The organism is Flavobacterium sp. KACC 22763 (assembly GCF_028736155.1).
Classification (GTDB): Bacteria; Bacteroidota; Bacteroidia; order Flavobacteriales; family Flavobacteriaceae; genus Flavobacterium.
The window spans coordinates 2,048,389-2,065,116 of record NZ_CP117879.1 but is presented as its reverse complement, the minus strand read 5'-3'; the positions used below and the strand labels follow the sequence as shown (position 1 = coordinate 2,065,116).

The 16,728-nt window shown below is 33.4% G+C and carries 12 protein-coding genes; 4 read left to right on the top strand and 8 right to left on the bottom strand.

Features of this window, described 5'->3' with window-relative positions; translation table 11 throughout:
* Nucleotides 1-4: 4 nt before the first annotated feature.
* From PQ463_RS08580 to PQ463_RS08565, 4 genes are all read right to left on the bottom strand, one after another.
* Nucleotides 5-997, bottom strand: coding sequence for an FAD:protein FMN transferase (locus PQ463_RS08580; protein WP_274257271.1), 993 nt, complete (start codon nt 995-997; stop codon nt 5-7).
* A gap of 92 nt (nt 998-1,089) precedes the next feature.
* Nucleotides 1,090-3,273, bottom strand: a complete 2,184-nt coding sequence (locus PQ463_RS08575; protein WP_274257270.1) for a PepSY domain-containing protein — start codon at nt 3,271-3,273, stop codon at nt 1,090-1,092.
* 132 nt (nt 3,274-3,405) lie between these two features.
* Nucleotides 3,406-3,888: a DUF2271 domain-containing protein gene (locus PQ463_RS08570; protein WP_274257269.1), complete on the bottom strand. Its 483-nt coding sequence runs from the start codon at nt 3,886-3,888 to the stop codon at nt 3,406-3,408.
* A gap of 105 nt (nt 3,889-3,993) precedes the next feature.
* A complete protein-coding gene (locus tag PQ463_RS08565; RefSeq protein ID WP_274257268.1) occupies nt 3,994-5,484 on the bottom strand; it encodes an ankyrin repeat domain-containing protein in 1,491 nt (496 codons plus the stop codon).
* An 823-nt stretch (nt 5,485-6,307) separates the two neighbouring features.
* Here PQ463_RS08565 and PQ463_RS08560 point away from each other — a divergent pair.
* Together PQ463_RS08560 and PQ463_RS08555 are read left to right on the top strand one after the other, a co-directional pair.
* Nucleotides 6,308-7,282: a ribonucleotide-diphosphate reductase subunit beta gene (locus PQ463_RS08560; RefSeq protein ID WP_274257267.1), complete on the top strand. Its 975-nt coding sequence runs from the start codon at nt 6,308-6,310 to the stop codon at nt 7,280-7,282.
* Between the two features lie 79 nt (nt 7,283-7,361).
* Nucleotides 7,362-8,999: a ribonucleoside-diphosphate reductase subunit alpha gene (locus tag PQ463_RS08555; protein ID WP_443135197.1), complete on the top strand. Its 1,638-nt coding sequence runs from the start codon at nt 7,362-7,364 to the stop codon at nt 8,997-8,999.
* A 306-nt stretch (nt 9,000-9,305) separates the two neighbouring features.
* Here the strand turns inward: PQ463_RS08555 and PQ463_RS08550 are convergent, their stop codons facing one another.
* Both PQ463_RS08550 and ribB read right to left on the bottom strand, forming a co-directional pair.
* Entirely contained in the window at nt 9,306-9,878 is a 573-nt protein-coding gene (locus PQ463_RS08550) for a Crp/Fnr family transcriptional regulator (RefSeq protein ID WP_274257265.1), read from the bottom strand.
* Complete coding sequence (gene ribB, locus PQ463_RS08545; protein ID WP_274257263.1) at nt 9,879-10,541, bottom strand: 3,4-dihydroxy-2-butanone-4-phosphate synthase; 663 nt, start codon at nt 10,539-10,541, stop codon at nt 9,879-9,881. It abuts the gene before it with no gap.
* Nucleotides 10,542-10,715: 174 nt separating this feature from the next.
* Between ribB and PQ463_RS08540 the strand changes: the two genes are divergently transcribed.
* Nucleotides 10,716-12,320 carry a Na+/H+ antiporter gene (locus tag PQ463_RS08540; protein ID WP_274257261.1) on the top strand — a complete coding sequence of 535 codons (1,605 nt, stop codon included), beginning with the start codon at nt 10,716-10,718 and terminating at the stop codon, nt 12,318-12,320.
* A gap of 81 nt (nt 12,321-12,401) precedes the next feature.
* Here the strand turns inward: PQ463_RS08540 and PQ463_RS08535 are convergent, their stop codons facing one another.
* Together PQ463_RS08535 and PQ463_RS08530 are read right to left on the bottom strand one after the other, a co-directional pair.
* Nucleotides 12,402-14,174, bottom strand: coding sequence for a MutS-related protein (locus tag PQ463_RS08535; RefSeq protein ID WP_274257259.1), 1,773 nt, complete (start codon nt 14,172-14,174; stop codon nt 12,402-12,404).
* Between the two features lie 62 nt (nt 14,175-14,236).
* Nucleotides 14,237-15,070, bottom strand: a complete 834-nt coding sequence (locus tag PQ463_RS08530) for a universal stress protein (RefSeq protein WP_111375884.1) — start codon at nt 15,068-15,070, stop codon at nt 14,237-14,239.
* Between the two features lie 181 nt (nt 15,071-15,251).
* On the opposite strand from PQ463_RS08530, the gene mnmE reads away from it, so the two are divergent.
* Nucleotides 15,252-16,652, top strand: a complete 1,401-nt coding sequence (mnmE, locus tag PQ463_RS08525; RefSeq protein WP_111375883.1) for a tRNA uridine-5-carboxymethylaminomethyl(34) synthesis GTPase MnmE — start codon at nt 15,252-15,254, stop codon at nt 16,650-16,652.
* Nucleotides 16,653-16,728: the final 76 nt, after the last annotated feature.

The following is a 16,728-nucleotide window of genomic DNA, read 5'->3' as shown; positions in this document are numbered from 1 at the left end:
AAACTCATAACTTATAAGAGAAATTCTTAGACTTAACAATTTTCCCCTTATCCGTAATCATTACGCAACTATAATCTGGGAATTTTTGAAGTAAAAGCAAACCTTCTTTCTGACCTAATACCATCATAGAAGTACTTAATCCGTTGGCGGTTTCAGCGTTCGGACCAAAAACGGTAACACTGCATAAACCCGTTGCAGGATAACCAGTTGAAGGATTTATAATATGCGAATAACGTTTTCCATTAAAAACAACAAATTTTTCATAGCTTCCCGAAGTAGTGACAGCACCTTCTTTAAGCGGAATTGCAGCTAAAATCTTTTCAGGTTTAAACGGATTTGTAATTCCGATTTTCCAATCTTTTCCGTTGGGTTGTTTTCCCCAAGTGCTCATGTCTCCAGAACCATTTATGATTCCAGCTTTAACACCTTTTGCAATCATCATCGCGCGACATTTATCGGTAGCGTAACCTTCTCCTAAAGCGCCGAATCCAATTTTCATTCCTTTTAATTTTAAGAAAATAGTCAATTCTGTGCTGTCTAGAATAATATTTTTATAGCCCACTTTTTCCACCGATTTTTTTATGGCTTCTGCCGAAGGCATTTCGGTCATCGAACCGTCAAATTTCCAGATTCTGTCCATTGCGGCAAAACTAATGTCAAATCCGCCATTAGTAATTTCAGAAAGTTTGATGGCTCTTTTGGTCAATTCAAAAACTTCACGGTCCACTTTTACAGGTTTTATTCCTGCATTCTGATTAACTTCAGAAACTTGAGAAGTAGGTTTCCAATCGGAGATTAAATATTCAATTCGTGTAATTTCAGCGATAACTTCATCTATATTTTTTTCTGCCGAAAGAGAATCTTTATCCACGATAGAAATATCAAAACGTCCGCCCATCAAAAGCGTTGTTCTTTTTCGTAATACTTGCGAATGTGTAGATAAACAGCAAGCGATTAAAAAAAATAATGAAATTTTATATGATAATAATTTATGCATGAAAATGTATTAAAAAGTCGAAAGTCGAAAGTTGAAAATCAGAAATCAGAAATCAACAATCTAAAATCTAAAATCTAAAATCTAAAATTACTCTAATAGCAATCCGTCAAAAATTGTTTGTTGGCCTTATATTCTTCAAGTGTTTTCAATCCTTTTGACAGGCACATTTCACTCAAAATAGCTTCAACATCTTTTTGCATCGCAAGCGAACCGCAGATCATGATTACACCATCTTTTTTCAATAAATTCACAAAAAAATTGGCATCTCTTTTAATTAAATCCATTACATAAATATGTTCTGCTTCACGGGATAGTGCAACATGAAAATTATCCAAGTGCTCTTTCTGTATCATAATTCCAGCAAACTTTTTATAAGCCATTAATGTTGGTGTTTCCATTCTAAATCCGCTGTAGAGATGAAGCTCTTGTTTTGCTTTATTCTGTTCAATCATTCCTAAGAAAGGAGCAATTCCTGTTCCGTTAGAAATAAAAGCCACTTTAGAAGCTTTCTTTGGAAGATGAAAAGCAGGATTTTTTACAATTTGCGCTTTAATTACATTTCCTGGTTCTAAAGCATTCAAAAAACCAGAACCCAATCCGTTTGGATGTAATTTTACAACCAATTGAATATTGCCAGAATGATTCCCAATAGAGTAGAGGCGCTCTCTTGAATCGTTGGCAGGATAAATTGCCAATAAATCGCCAGAACTGAATTTAACTCTTGAATTTGCTCTTAAAGTCAGAATAAAAGTATGTTCAGTTTCAGAAATTGGCGTTTTGTCTAAAACCATTAATTTCTGTAAACCTTTTGGAATATGATTATATAGCGATGGCGTTGTTGCTAACGGAATTCCTGTTTTTTCACTCCATAATTTCACCCATTCTACAAATTCAACAGCCGATTTGTCATTGACCGTTTTCAAATCTAAATAACGATCTGCCCATTTTTGTTTTCCTAAAAGCTGGTCAATTTCAATTGCAAATTGGCAAAAGTCAGGATAAGATTTAGAACCAAAACCAACGACAGAGAAATTAACACGCTGTTCTTGATTTTGTTTTTCTATTAAAGATTTAAGTTGTGTTCCGTTAGAAGGTGCATCTCCTAAACCATGAGTTGAAGTGAAAACAACGATATGTTCTGCCTTTGGATAAGCTGAGAATTTATTCAATTCGCTAACAAAAACCTTTTGTCCACGGTCAATTAATTGTTTTTGAATTGAATTGGCAAATCGGAAAGTGCTTCCGTTTTCAGAACCTACTAAAAGTATAAAAGTACTCTCGCTTGCTTTAAATTTATTCTTAATTCGGCTTGACCTTCTTTTCAAAGTAATTGCAAAACCAGAATAAATAAAGAATAGAATATTGATACAAGCAACTGCTAAGATTACAGCCCAAATTCCGTTAATTCTTCCCGTATGCAGATCAAGGCTTAATGCCGCAAATTGCGTCGTCATTGGAGAACGTTTTTCAGAAATTACAGCTCCTGTAACCTGATTGACTTCAACTTCTCTATCTTTTAATTCAATAATATAATACTCTTCAGGATCATCTGTAAAAGGAAATTCGATTTTCTTTACATCAGATAATAGAGTCATTTTAAAGATTGAAACTGTTTTCGCTTTTCCCGAAAGTTCTGTTTTTACAGGTTTAGCTTTTTCTTCACCCATAAAAAAGTTGAATCTTTCGAGTGATAAATAGGTTCCTGTAAGTGCAATAATCAAAATAGGTATAAGAGCCAATCTTCCTAGAAGCACATGGTAATATTGAGCAAAGTATTCTTTGATTATTTTAGAAAAGAAATTTCGAATGCCACGCTGTCTTTTTAGAACCAGAACAAAACCAGAAATGGCTATTAATAGCAAGCAAAAAGAAATTATCCCTACAAAAAAACGTCCTGCTTCATGAAGAAACAGCGAACGGTGCAAACTCGTAATCCAATTTATGAATTCGGATTTCTTTGCTGGAGTTCCTAATGCTTTTCCTGTTTTTGGATCAATGTATGCCTTAACATCATTTCCATCAGCGTCAATAGCTTGAAGTGTTACAAACTGATTGTAATCTACGCTCAATTCTGTAATTTCAGAGTACTCTTTTTTTAAAACTGACAGCGTTTCGCCTAAAGTTATTTCATTAAAATTTTCAGCTTTGTAAGGAAGTGTTTTTTCTTGAACTGCATCGACCGCCAGAATGATTCCGGTCACCGAAGCCAAAAGCAAAAAAAGAGAAGAAAATAAGGCTAGAGCCAAGTGTGCATATCGCCAGAAAGAAAGAGTCATTGAGTGTATTCTATTATAAAAACGTTTAAAGCTTTGTCAAAGTTTAAAACGATGACAAAGCTCAGATTTTAATTCTAAGCACAAAAATAAAATTTGTACTCATTGTAAGGTTAAAAAATAATGTGCTTAAGATTATATTTTGTTTAATCTTACATATTTGATGTAGCCTTTACCATCTGTTTTATCTGCCAAACCTTCAGTTGTAAGTGGAACTTCAAGATCGCTTACATAGTATTTTTGGTCTTCAACAGCCGATTCGAAACGAAGTTTATATCCTTTATTGATTTTAGAATTTTCAATTTCGATTGTCGTTACACTGCGGTCTCCACCAGTTACAGAAGCACCGGTTTTAGCACTGATATCTTCATTTTTCTTAGTATGGAATTTATTCCATTCTTTTAATGATTTGTACCATTTTTTGTCATCACCCATTACGTAAAGCGTTTTTTCGTACTCACCAGCCGAATTAACCAAAGAAACAACGATATAAGCACCTTCGCCCATATAGTTATTCATTTGAAGCATGATTTTATATTTGCTCGATTGTGCCTGAGATTGAAAAGAAACTAGAAAGATAAAAGCGCTTGTAAGAGCAATTTTTAATATTGATTTCATGAAAAATTATTTGTATTGATTGTAAGTTAAATTTCAAAAATCAAATTCCAAATTCCAAACTCTACTCTTGGAATTTGGAATTTAAAATATTGATTATTAAAAATGTTATTTTAAAAACTCAACTGAGATATTATTTTTTGTTAGCACTTCATTTTCTTTAGCCAAAGCATAAGCAGTTTCGTCAAACTCTGTGCTAATGTCTTTTTTAGCTCCAGCCGAAACTAGATATTTTAAAATTGAATCATCTTTAGAAGTCATTGCAGCTCTGTGTAAAGCTGTTAAACCGTCTTTGTTTTTAGCATTGATATCTACTTTTAAATCGGTAATTTTTTTAAGAAGAGAAACATCATTTTTAGTGATTGCTAAATGGTATAAAGTGTTTCCGTCTTTTTGAGGAGTTGCTAAATTCAACCCTTTGTCTTGAAGTAGTTTTGCTTTTGCATCAAAAGGATCTGTCGCTGTTTTTTCTCTTCCTGCTGGACGATAAGATTGTACCAAATAAACGCCTAAATTATTTCCGTCTTTGTCTTTTACATTCACATCAGCGCCTTTTGATAAAAGTAAATTTACCGCTTCTGGAGATCCATTTCTCACCGCAAATGTCAAAGCTGATTCTCCTTTTAAATTTTGTGCATTTATGTTTTTAGCTTTTGGAAGCAAAAGTTCTAAAACAGCTGTTTCTCTTGCCGATGCAGCAGCCATAACTGGAGTATTTCCTTCTTTATCAGCCTTGTTTACATCAACACCTTTTGCTAAGAAATATTGAATGATTTCTGTTTGGTTTGGTTTTCCTGCCAAAATATGCAATACATTTTGTCCAGCTTTGTTTTGAGCAGTTGCCTTAATTTTTACTTCTTCAACCAAATATTTATAAGTTTCAAGAGTATTTGTTTCTCTTCGGCTTCCTTGTGCTGCAAATAAAAGTGCACCTTCAGTTGGTTTAACTCCTTTTTCTAAAATCTTTTTCAAAAGATCAATATTTCCAGATCTTGCAGCATAAGAGAAAGCAGTATTTCCGTCATTATCAACATCTTTTAAAGACATTCCTTTAGTAGAAAAATAGTCTGCCGCTTTTAAATCTTTATCAGAAGCAATGGCTAAAAGTAAAAGATTTGCTCCATTAGCATATTTTTTTGTCGGATTAAGTCCTGCTTTAAAGAAAGCATCATACATCGCAGCATCTGACTGACCGTTTGAAGCAGCGAAATCAGCAGGAGCAGTTCCGTGGCTGTCTTCAAAATTTACATCAGAACCTTTAGCAATTAAATATTGTACTAATTCTGTATTTCCTCTATAAGCTGCCCAGTGCAGATAGATACGATTATCGTGAGTTAATTTTGTAACGGAATTTCCAGGCTGTTCTACTAAAAATTTGATAGTTGCAAAAGGAGCATCATTATTAATGGCTAAAGTTGTAACATCAAATGCATTGGCATTCGCTTCAGCTGGATTATTTCCTTTAGTGATTTCTGCCTGAACTGTTTCTACCGTTAGAGAAGTTTTCCAGAAAGCGGCATCTAACAGAGAGTTTTTTTGTTGGGCACTTACAAATAAAGTAGCAGCAAATGCAAAAGAAACAAAAAGGTTCTTTTTCATATTTCGATAATTTATGGTTATAGAATTGTACAAGATTAATTTATTTTTGAGAATATTTTATTCTATTTAGAATAAATAAAAATAAAAGCAAATGTAAAAATTAATATTCTTAATGCAAGAATAATTTACTGTAAAAAAGGATTTAGGGTTGAGTTTTGCTAATAATTAAGGATTGTTTAAGTGAAATTTAATTTTGTTTTAATCCGATTAGCTTTTGTGCGATAATGAAAATATCTTTTCTAAAGAAAAAACGTCCTCTTTTTAAGGAGTACTTACTGCTTTCCCTCTTTTTTGATGTTAAAATTTTTGGAAGTGAAATTTGAGTACATTTTTCTTCTTCATTATATTGTTTTTCTATAGTTTTTCAAGCTTTTTGATAAGGTTTATGTTTTAAATTATTGTAATATAAGTTGTTATGTTTTTGTGGTGTAGAATATTATTTAGAATAATTATTAATTACTGGCGTTTTTTTCAATTGAAATTGTCTCTCAAATTTCTATTTTCAAAATGATAATGTTGATAACTGTTTTTGTTTCTGCTCTCAAAAAGCTCATTTTTTCATGTTGATAACTCGATATTAATTTTAGGGAAAATGCTAGCTCATTGCTAATTACAGAAAATTATTTTCATGTTGATAAAATTTGATTTGAAGTGAATTTTTGAAGTTTTAAAACTGTTGATAATTGGACAGATTTTTAACATCTAAAACTAGACAAAAGAATAACTGTGGGTTAAATTTGTAATTATAGGAATCACGCTAATACCTCCCCAAAATAAGCGCTCGTATTTCTATTTCAAAATAGTCACTTAAAACTCTATATATATGTCAATTTTTGATAAAAGAATCAATTATAAACCTTTTGAATATCCTGAGGTTCTGCAATTTACCGAAGCTATTAATAAAGCTTATTGGGTACACACTGAAGTAGATTTTACTGCCGATACGCAAGATTTTCATGCGCATTTGGATTTGGCAGAAAAAACAGCAATCAAAAATAGTTTATTGGCAATTGCGCAGATTGAGGTAGCTGTAAAAAGTTTTTGGGGTAATATATATGAGCATTTTCCAAAACCAGAATTCAACGGTTTGGGAACTACTTTTGCAGAATGTGAATTTAGACATTCTGAGGCCTATTCTCGTTTGCTGGAAGTTTTAGGATATAATGACGAGTTCGAAAAACTATTGGATGTTCCTGTAATACGCAGACGTGTAGATTATCTTTCGAATGTATTGAAAGATACAAAATCTCAGGACAACAGAAAATATATGGTTTCGCTGATTTTATTCAGTATTTTGATTGAAAATGTATCACTTTTCAGCCAATTTGCCATTTTATTGTCATTCACAAGATTCAAAGGTTATATGAAAAATGTGAGCAATATTATTGCTTGGACTTCGATTGACGAGCAAATTCATGCCAATGGCGGAATTTATATCATCAATAAAATTCGTGAAGAGTTTCCAGAATATTTCGATGCTGAGACTTTAGAATTAATTAGAGAAACGGTTAAAGAATCAATTTCTGTTGAAGCTGATATTTTAGATTGGATTTTTGAGAATGGAGCTGTTGAAACAATAAACAAAGAAGACTTGGTAAACTTCATGAAATTTAGAATTGATGAAAGTTTGAAACAAATCAATATCGAAACTATTTTTAATGTTTCTCCAGAAGAATACTCAAAAATGACTTGGTTTGAAGAGGAAGTTTTTGCGAACAGTTTAGACGATTTCTTTGCGAAACGTCCAGTAGAATATACAAAACACGATAAGAGTATCACAGCAAACGATCTTTTCTAATACAAGCCCATAATACATTATGAATACGACAGATATAAACCCTGAAAACAACAATTTTGAACCACAAAACGACAGTAAAATGTGGTGGAAAAATTCTGAAAGTGAACAGATTTTAAACCGCGGTTACCTTTTAAAAGGAGAAACTGTAGAAGGAGCAATCGATAGAATTTGTACTGCCGCAGCTAGAAGACTTTACAAACCAGAATTGAAAGAATCTTTCATGGAAATGATCGAAAGAGGCTGGATGAGTATCAGTTCGCCAGTTTGGGCCAATATGGGAACAGAAAGAGGTTTGCCAATTTCATGTTTTAATGTGCATGTTCCAGATAAAATTGAAGGAATTACGCATAAACTGGGTGAAGTAATTATGCAAACTAAAATTGGAGGTGGAACTTCTGGTTATTTTGGTGAATTACGCGAGCGCGGAAGTGCTGTGACTGATAACGGAAAGAGTAGTGGAGCGGTAAGTTTTATGAAACTTTTTGATACGGCTATGGACACGATTTCTCAAGGTGGAGTTCGTCGTGGCGCATTTGCTGCTTATTTGGATATTGACCACCCAGATATTGAAGAGTTTTTAAAGATTAAAAGTATCGGAAACCCAATTCAGAATTTGTTTACAGGAATCTGTGTGCCAGATTATTGGATGCAGGAAATGATTGACGGTGATGCCGAAAAAAGACAAATTTGGGCGAAAGTATTAGAAAGCCGTCAGCAAAAAGGATTGCCTTATATTTTCTTTAGTGATAACGTAAATAAAAATAAACCACAAGTTTATAAAGACCAGAATCTTAGAATCAATGCAAGTAATTTATGCAGTGAGATTATGCTTCCGTCAACTCATGACGAATCATTTATCTGCTGTCTTTCTTCAATGAATTTAGAATTGTATGAAGAATGGAAAGATACTGAAGCTGTAAAGTTAGCGATCTTTTTCTTAGATGCCGTTTTACAAGAATTCATCGAAAAAACAGAAGGGAACTATTACCTTTCTGCTGCTAATAAATTTGCAAAAAGACACCGTGCGCTTGGTTTAGGAGTTTTAGGATGGCATTCTTATTTGCAGAAAAATATGATTCCGTTTGAAGGAATGGAAGCTAAAATGAAAACAACTGAAATTTTCAAACATATTAGTGATAAAGCTGATAAAGCAAGTCAAGAATTGGCTAGAATTTACGGTGAACCAGAATTGTTAAAAGGTTATGGAAGACGTAATACAACGACAATGGCAATTGCGCCAACAACATCTTCTTCTGCGATTTTAGGACAAACTTCGCCAGGAATTGAGCCTTTTAGCAGTAACTATTATAAAGCTGGATTAAGTAAAGGTAATTTCATGCGTAAAAATAAATACCTTAAAAAACTGTTGGAAGAGAAAGGACTGGATAACGAAGAAGTTTGGAGAGGAATTATGCTAAACGGAGGAAGTGTTCAGCACATGGAACAATTGACTCAGCAGGAAAAAGATGTTTTTAAAACATTTAAAGAAATCAGCCAGCTAGAAATTGTACAGCAAGCAGGAATTCGTCAGAAATTTGTTGATCAAGGACAAAGTTTAAATCTTAATATTCCAGCAGAATTGGCGATTAAAGATGTAAACCGTCTGATGATTGAAGCTTGGCAGCAAGGAGTTAAAAGTTTGTACTACCAAAGAAGCCAAAGTGTTTCTAAAGAATTAGTAACAAGTCTTGTTTCTTGTAGCAGTTGTGAATCATAAAAATCAAAAGCCGAATCTTAATTTTAGATTCGGCTTTTTTATTTAGAATGCGTCGAAAGGTTTTACGTAGATTTTAAAAGATTTAAGCTAATTAAGACAGATCTGAATTGCCTCCAGCTTTAGCTGGAGGTTTTTGTTTTAAATTGTAAAAGGCTTTAGCCAAACTTTGAATTTGGCTAAAGCCTTCTTATTTTCCTTTTTTACCTCCAGCTAAAGCTGGAGGCAATTCATATTAAAATAATAATTAAATTCGTGAATTGCGTCGCCTATTCGCTATCGCTCGGGTCGTGGCTAAAAAAAATAACTCTAAATTTTAGATTTCAACCTACTCAAAGTTTCCTGAGAAATATTAATATAAGAAGCCACAATTTTATTGGGAAGCCGTTTTACAATCGCAGGATTAATTTTCAAGAGCTGATTGTATCTTTCCAAAGCATCCATTGTGGTAAAAGACATTAAACGATTGGCATTATTTACATACGCTTTCTCCAAATAATTGCTGTAAAACTCACGCCATTGCGGAACAATTTCCATTAAATGATTAAAATCTTCGTGAGAGATAGAAAGCAGTTCCGATTTCTCCACAACCTGAATATTTTCAAGCGCCGGCATTTTAGTAATAAAACTGACTAAAGCCGTAGCAAACTGATTTTCAAAAGCAATATATCGGGTTGCGTCTTTTCCTTCTTCATTAATAAAAAAGATGCGCAAACAGCCTTTTGCAACAAAAAAGGTCTCTTGACTAATTTGTCCTTGAGCCAGCAAAATCTCATTTTTTCCTTTTTTGATAAGTTTAAAATAAGAGAGAATGGTTTCTAAATCTTCATCAGAAACATTTATGCTTTTTCGAATGGAATTGCCAAGCTGTTCGTATATCATTTAATTATAATCTCTAACGAATTTGCGGTAATAAATAATATCTTCAATAGATAAAACTACCAAATCGTGTTCTTGTGCAAAGCTAATGATTTTGTCTAGTTTCGCCATGCTACCGTCTTCGTTCATCAATTCGCAAAGAACAGCTTCAGGTTGTAAACCCGCCAATTTCATTAAATCTACACTTCCTTCGGTGTGGCCATTTCTGCCTAAAACGCCCTTGTCATTCGCTCTAAGCGGAAAAATATGTCCAGGTTTTGCCAGATCTTCTGGTTTTGCATTTGTGGCAACAGCTGTTTTAATAGTAGTAATTCGATCTTGTGCCGAAACTCCAGTGGTAACTCCGTTTTTCGCTTCAATAGTAATGGTAAACGGAGTCTGAAAACTGCTTGTGTTTTCTTTTACCATATAGGGAAGTTCCAATTCATCGGCTTTTTCATTAGTAAGACAAAGACAGACAATTCCGCTGCATTCACGAATCATTAAAGCCATATCTTGAACGTTCATGTGGTGCGCAGAAAATATAAGATCGCCTTCATTTTCTCGGTTTTCATCGTCGGTTACCAAAACGCCTTTTCCGTTTTTAAGCTGTTCCAAAGCATTTTCAACACGCTCTTTACTAGAAATTCCAAACTGCACTAACGGATTTAATTCTGTACTTATCATAAAAACTTTTTAGAAATAATAAGAAGCAAATCTAAAACGGTTTAAAACCAAAAAGTTTGATATAAGTCAATAAATTGATGTTCTATTTTTTTAATGCTAATTTAATTAAGTTGTCATAAAATCTTAATTTAGTACCCAAATTCCATAACCCAAAATCAATAAATACCACCAATAATGGAGAATATTACCGTAATCATTATGCTGCTTTTCGGTGTGGCTTTTCTTAGTCTTGTTAGCAAAAGATATAATTTCCCGATACCGATTGTTTTGGTTTTATGCGGTGTGGTAATTAGTGCTGTACCTGGGCTTCCGGTAATCGCTTTGAGTCCAGAAATAGTGTTTGTTATATTTCTTCCGCCTCTTTTGTATCATGCAGCATGGCATACCAGCTGGTCCGATTTTAAGCAGTCCATTCGTCCAATAACTTTTGCTGCTGTAGGTTTGGTCTTTTTTACTACAGGATTAGTTGCTGTTTTCGCTCATTGGCTTATTGATGATATGTCTTGGCCGTTAGCTTTTTTACTTGGTGCCATTGTTTCGCCACCAGATGCGGTTTCGGCAACTGCTATTACAAAAGGGTTAGGATTAAACCCAAGATTGATTGCTATTCTAGAAGGAGAAAGTTTGGTGAACGATGCTAGTGGTCTTGTGGCATATAAATATGCGCTTACGGCAATTACAGCAGGAAATTTTGTTTTGTGGCAAGCAGGGTTAAATTTTGTGCTTATGTCGGCTCTTGGTATCGCAATTGGTTTAGCTATCGGAGGTATAATGTATTATATTCATAAAAGATTTGTTTGCGATGATATTATCGAGGTGACGCTTACGTTATTGACGCCATTTGCATCTTATTTGCTTGCAGAACATTTTGAAGGTTCGGGAGTTTTGGCTGTGGTAACGACAGGTCTTTTTCTGGCTGCAAGATCGGGAACAATTTTTTCTCATGAAAGCCGAATTATGACGAATACGATTTGGGATGTTTTAAATAATATTCTGAATGGTTTGATCTTTATTTTAATCGGACTTCAGTTAAGACAAATTATTGCAGGAATTAGCAATTACTCTGGGAATTCGTTATTTATTTGGGGAGCTGTAATCAGTGTTGTGGTTATTTTAGTTCGTTTTTTATGGGTGATTCCAGCAACACTTCTGCCGAGAGTAATCAGTAAAAGGATTCGTGAAAAAGAAGCTTTTGATTATCGAAATATGATCATTTTTGGATGGTCGGGAATGCGTGGCGTGGTTTCTATGGCGGCAGCGTTGGCGCTTCCGTTGATGTTGAATAAAACAGAAGAATTTCCACTTCGAAATTTAATTATATACTTAGTTTTCTGTGTTATACTTTCAACTTTGGTTATACAAGGTCTTACGCTTCCATGGTTAATTAAAAAGCTGAAAATTGAACGTTATTCGATACTTGCAGAAGAATACAATATTCGAAATGTAATAGTTTCAGAAACTATTGCTCATATAGAAGATAATTTCTCCTTACTGAATGACGAATTGCTTCATAATATTAAAAGCAAATACGAAGTAAAATTCAATCGCCTTCAAAAGACAGAACTTCCAGCTAATTTCTTCGGAAATGGAAAACTTCTTGGCGGTGAAATTTTTAATGATTTCACTAAAATCCAAATCGATTTATTGAATGTAGAACGCGCAAAATTAGAATCGATGCATAAGTTTGGTTCTGTCAACGAAGAAATCTTTCGCAAAATAGAAAAAGAACTCGATTTGGAAGAAACCCGTTTGTGGATGGAAATGTACGAGGAAAATTAATGGTGAATTGTAAATGGTGAATTGTGAATGTCTTCTTTGCGTATAGAAAATAATTAATAATTCACCATTTACAATTCACCATTAAATAACCCCCATTTTCTGCATCAAAAATGTTGCGCTTTTATTTTTGCAGATTCCGTTTCGGAGTTTATAATCAAAATGCAAATCGTTGTTCTGAATCTCAACTTCAAAACATTGATTGGTCAAAATTTCTGGATATTCATTTGTAGTCAAACAAACTTCTATGTCATGAGTAGCAATTGCGCCAATGGCTTTTTTAGAAATTATCTTTTTCACTACTTCGATTGTTCCATTTCTTTTATCATCAGAGTTTGTGCCTCTTAAAATCTCATCTAATAAAACAAATGCAGGCTGATTTTCAAGTTCATCCATAATCTGTTTTAAACGTTTAATTTCAGCAAAAAAGTACGATTCAGAATCAGATAAAGAATCGGATAATCGCATTGAAACTAGCACTGGCAATGGATTTACTTTAGCTTCTGATGCACAAATAACTGATCCAATTCCACTCAATACCATATTAATGCCTAAACTTCTCAAAAAAGTACTTTTTCCTGACATGTTTGAACCAGTCAAAATCACAAAAGATTGTGGGTGAAATAGTGTGTCATTTCCAACTCTTGTCGTAGGATTGAGTAACGGATGGCTTAGATTTTTAAATTCGATTTTATAATCTGAATTGATTTCAGGAAAAACAAAATCTTCATTATTGTAGGCTAGATTAGCTAAACTATTTAAAGCTTCAATTTCGCCAATAATAGAAACCCAATGATTCATTTCAGAAGCGTAATCTTCTTTCCATTTTAATAATGCTTTTAAAACATGCAGATTGAATAAGAATGTTCCGTTGAATAAAGTAGCTGTTACAAAGTTATTTATCGTATCCATTCTTGAAAACAGCTCAGAAAGCTGTTTTAAATGTTGGCTTGCTTTCGCATTCTTGAAATTCAATTGTTCTTGTAAATGACGTAATTTTTTAGATTGGAAAGACTCACGTTCAATTTTTTCAATCAATAAACTGTATTGCTTTATGATGTTAGCGACATTATCAGCTTTTGCTATTTCCGATTGAATTCTCTTTACGGCTCTTCCCAAAACAATTAAATTAGCAATGAAGATATACGTTAAATAAGAAAGTATAATAGTTTTTGATGTAACAAAATAAGCTGCCAGAAACCCAAAAAATGTTAGAGGAAGAATAAATGATAATGCAACTAAAACTTTAGGCAATGAATTATTTGTAAAAGAAGTCCAATGTTTTATAGCTTCATAAGATTGTTTAGAATCTTGACTTATGATTGCTAAAGCCTGAAATTCCTGTCGCCAATCAATTTTGCTTTTTAATTCATTTACAGCTTCCTGATTTTCTAAAATTTCTGTTTCAGGCAGCGTATGAAGTAATAACTCAGCAAGCGTTTTTTTTCCAATAAAAGAAGCGGTTCTGTTTAGATTTTGAAACAAAGAGTGATCTCCAAAAATATCTAAATCGTAGGCATAAGGATGATGAAAATCAATAAACTCCGTGCCGTTTTCAAAAGGTGTTTTTTCTCTTTTTAAGAAAGCAATTTCATTTTTATTAATTTTTAAAAGCGTTTCTGCTAGCAATCTTTGAAATGATACTCGCGAATGTATTCTCATAAAAAAAATAAAACCAGCAAAAGATAAAACAGCTAGAATAACATAAAGTATTTGATCTGTCTTGATGTAATAAAACATAAAAAACAAGAAAAGAAAAATACTTAATAACCTCAAAAGGCTTATGCTGTTGTATTTTTTGTTGGTTTTATTATAGAGTTCTGAGTATTTTGCGACGTTGTCTGGATATGCTTTCATTCTATTATTTTGCTTGAAATACAAATATAGCTTTTAAGTCACAAAATCATCAATATTGTTGTTTAATCTTCGTGCATAACCAAAATCGGAATGGTCACTTCTTTGGCTATTTTTTTTGAAAAACTAGAGTCAAAAAGACTTTCAAAGAAAGAGCGTTTGTGCGTTATAGTCGTTAGAATATCAATGTCTTTATATAACACAAAGTCTAGGATGGTTTCTTTTACATCATCACTTGGCAGAACTAAAAACTCAACGTTTTCTCCAGCAAATTCTTTTTCGAATTCTTTTCTGGTTTCTTCTGAAACATCAGAATTAGATGTTCTTACATATAAACTTTTAACTTTAGCATCTGTTTTTTTTGCGATCTTCAGAACTTTTTTTAGTTCTTTTTTGTCTTTTTCTCGGTAGCGTGTCGTAAAACCAATTGTTTTTACCTTTTTGTATTTAGCATCGATCGGAATGCATAAAACAGGAACTTCAACTCCAGAAATCACAGATTCGGTATTAGAACCCGTGAAGAATTTTGTCCAGTCTGAAGCGCTGTTGGTTCCCATAATAACAAAATCGACTTGATCTTCTTCGACTGCGTTTTTAAGATTATAGATAAGATCACCATCCATTAAACGGTGTTTGATCACAATATCTTCTAGATTACGTTCAGCAGCAATAGTTCGTAGTTTCGGAATTTCATCTTTAAACGTTTCAAATTTTGCTAGCTCGATTGAACTATATATAGAAGCATAATTCTCTGGAAAGAATTGGCTGTCGTAAACAGGAATCTCGAATGTATGAAGTAAGATCAATTCGGCGTTTACAACTTTAGCAAATTCTAAAGCATGAACAAATGCATTGGTAGCAGCGTCAGAGAAATCGGTTGGAAATAATATCTTTTTCATCGTATTTAAGATTAAGGTTTGTCTCTCAAATTTACTCATTCTAGAAAGAAAACAACCTGATATTTATCAGTATTTTAACACTTAATGATTTATTAATCTTAATTAGTCGGAAGATTTCTTGTTCGAGTGGAGTAACATTACCAAAGAAAAGAATTTGAGCGTTTTTTTATACCTTTGCAGCATGATAAATCAAGATTCAATAGTTGCTTTAGCTACGCCTTCGGGAGCTGGAGCTATCGCCATAATTCGTATTTCTGGAGCAGAGGCTATTACAATTGGTAATTCGGTTTTTAAATCTATTAAAAACAAAGATTTGACCAAGCAGAAAACGCATACTCTTCACTTGGGACATATTGTAGACGGAAGCAAAACACTAGACGAAGTGTTGGTTTCTGTTTTTAAAGGCCCAAATTCTTATACAGGAGAAGATACGATTGAAATTTCTTGTCACGGATCGACTTATATTCAGCAGCAGATTATTCAGTTATTGCTTCGAAATGGATGTAGAATGGCCGATGCTGGTGAATTTACGTTGAGAGCTTTCTTAAACGGAAAACTGGATTTATCGCAGGCAGAAGCGGTGGCAGATTTGATTTCGTCAGATAATGAAGCTTCTCACCAAATTGCAATGCAGCAAATGCGCGGCGGATTCAGTAATGAAATTGCAAAATTGCGAGAAGAACTATTAAATTTTGCTTCTTTAATTGAATTGGAATTAGATTTTGCAGAAGAAGATGTGGAGTTTGCAGATAGAACGCAATTTCATGAATTATTAAATAGAATTGAATTTGTTTTAAAACGTTTGATTGATTCGTTTGCTGTTGGAAATGTGATTAAAAACGGAATTCCGGTTGCGATTGTTGGTGAGCCGAATGTGGGAAAATCGACATTATTGAATGCTTTATTAAACGAAGAACGTGCCATTGTTTCTGACATTGCCGGAACTACGCGCGATACTATTGAAGATGAATTAGTAATTGGCGGAATCGGATTTAGATTTATTGATACAGCTGGAATTCGTGATACGAAAGATGTTGTAGAAAGCATTGGAATCAAGAAAACATTCGAAAAAATCGATCAAGCTCAAGTCGTAATTTATTTATTTGACGGATTAAAGTTCCAAACATCAAGTTCAGAATTTGTAAATGAAATTGAACAGATTAAGAATAAATATCCGTTAAAACCACTGCTTATTGTGGTGAATAAAAAAGACATTCTATCTGCTGATGAAGTAGCTAATATTACCAATCAGTTAGAAAACTTAAATGCAAAACTGCTATTAATTTCTGCGAAAGAAAAAATAGGAGTGGAAGATTTAAAGAATGAATTGTTGTCTTTTGTGAATACAGGAGCCCTTCGCAATAATGAAACTATTGTGACCAATACAAGACATTATGATTCTTTATTGAAAGCTTTAGACGAAATTCAGAAAGTAAAATTCGGTTTAGAATCGGGTCTTTCAAGCGATCTTATGGCGCTAGATATTCGCGAAGCTTTATATCAATTTGGGTTGATTACTGGACAGGTTTCAAATGATGAATTGTTGGGGAATATTTTTGCTAATTTCTGCATCGGCAAGTAGAAGGGCACAAAGAAACGCAAAGCAAAAAATAACAAAAAGAGTTAAGGTGTTGGTAATTAACATTTTGACTCTTTTT

Coding starts and splice junctions, on each gene's coding strand:
- PQ463_RS08580 (WP_274257271.1), bottom strand. CDS start 997: ATGCATAAATTATTATCATATAAAATTTCATTATTTTTTTTAATCGCT.
- PQ463_RS08575 (WP_274257270.1), bottom strand. CDS start 3,273: ATGACTCTTTCTTTCTGGCGATATGCACACTTGGCTCTAGCCTTATTT.
- PQ463_RS08570 (WP_274257269.1), bottom strand. CDS start 3,888: ATGAAATCAATATTAAAAATTGCTCTTACAAGCGCTTTTATCTTTCTA.
- PQ463_RS08565 (WP_274257268.1), bottom strand. CDS start 5,484: ATGAAAAAGAACCTTTTTGTTTCTTTTGCATTTGCTGCTACTTTATTT.
- PQ463_RS08560 (WP_274257267.1), top strand. CDS start 6,308: ATGTCAATTTTTGATAAAAGAATCAATTATAAACCTTTTGAATATCCT.
- PQ463_RS08555 (WP_443135197.1), top strand. CDS start 7,362: ATGTGGTGGAAAAATTCTGAAAGTGAACAGATTTTAAACCGCGGTTAC.
- PQ463_RS08550 (WP_274257265.1), bottom strand. CDS start 9,878: ATGATATACGAACAGCTTGGCAATTCCATTCGAAAAAGCATAAATGTT.
- ribB (WP_274257263.1), bottom strand. CDS start 10,541: ATGATAAGTACAGAATTAAATCCGTTAGTGCAGTTTGGAATTTCTAGT.
- PQ463_RS08540 (WP_274257261.1), top strand. CDS start 10,716: ATGGAGAATATTACCGTAATCATTATGCTGCTTTTCGGTGTGGCTTTT.
- PQ463_RS08535 (WP_274257259.1), bottom strand. CDS start 14,174: ATGAAAGCATATCCAGACAACGTCGCAAAATACTCAGAACTCTATAAT.
- PQ463_RS08530 (WP_111375884.1), bottom strand. CDS start 15,070: ATGAAAAAGATATTATTTCCAACCGATTTCTCTGACGCTGCTACCAAT.
- mnmE (WP_111375883.1), top strand. CDS start 15,252: ATGATAAATCAAGATTCAATAGTTGCTTTAGCTACGCCTTCGGGAGCT.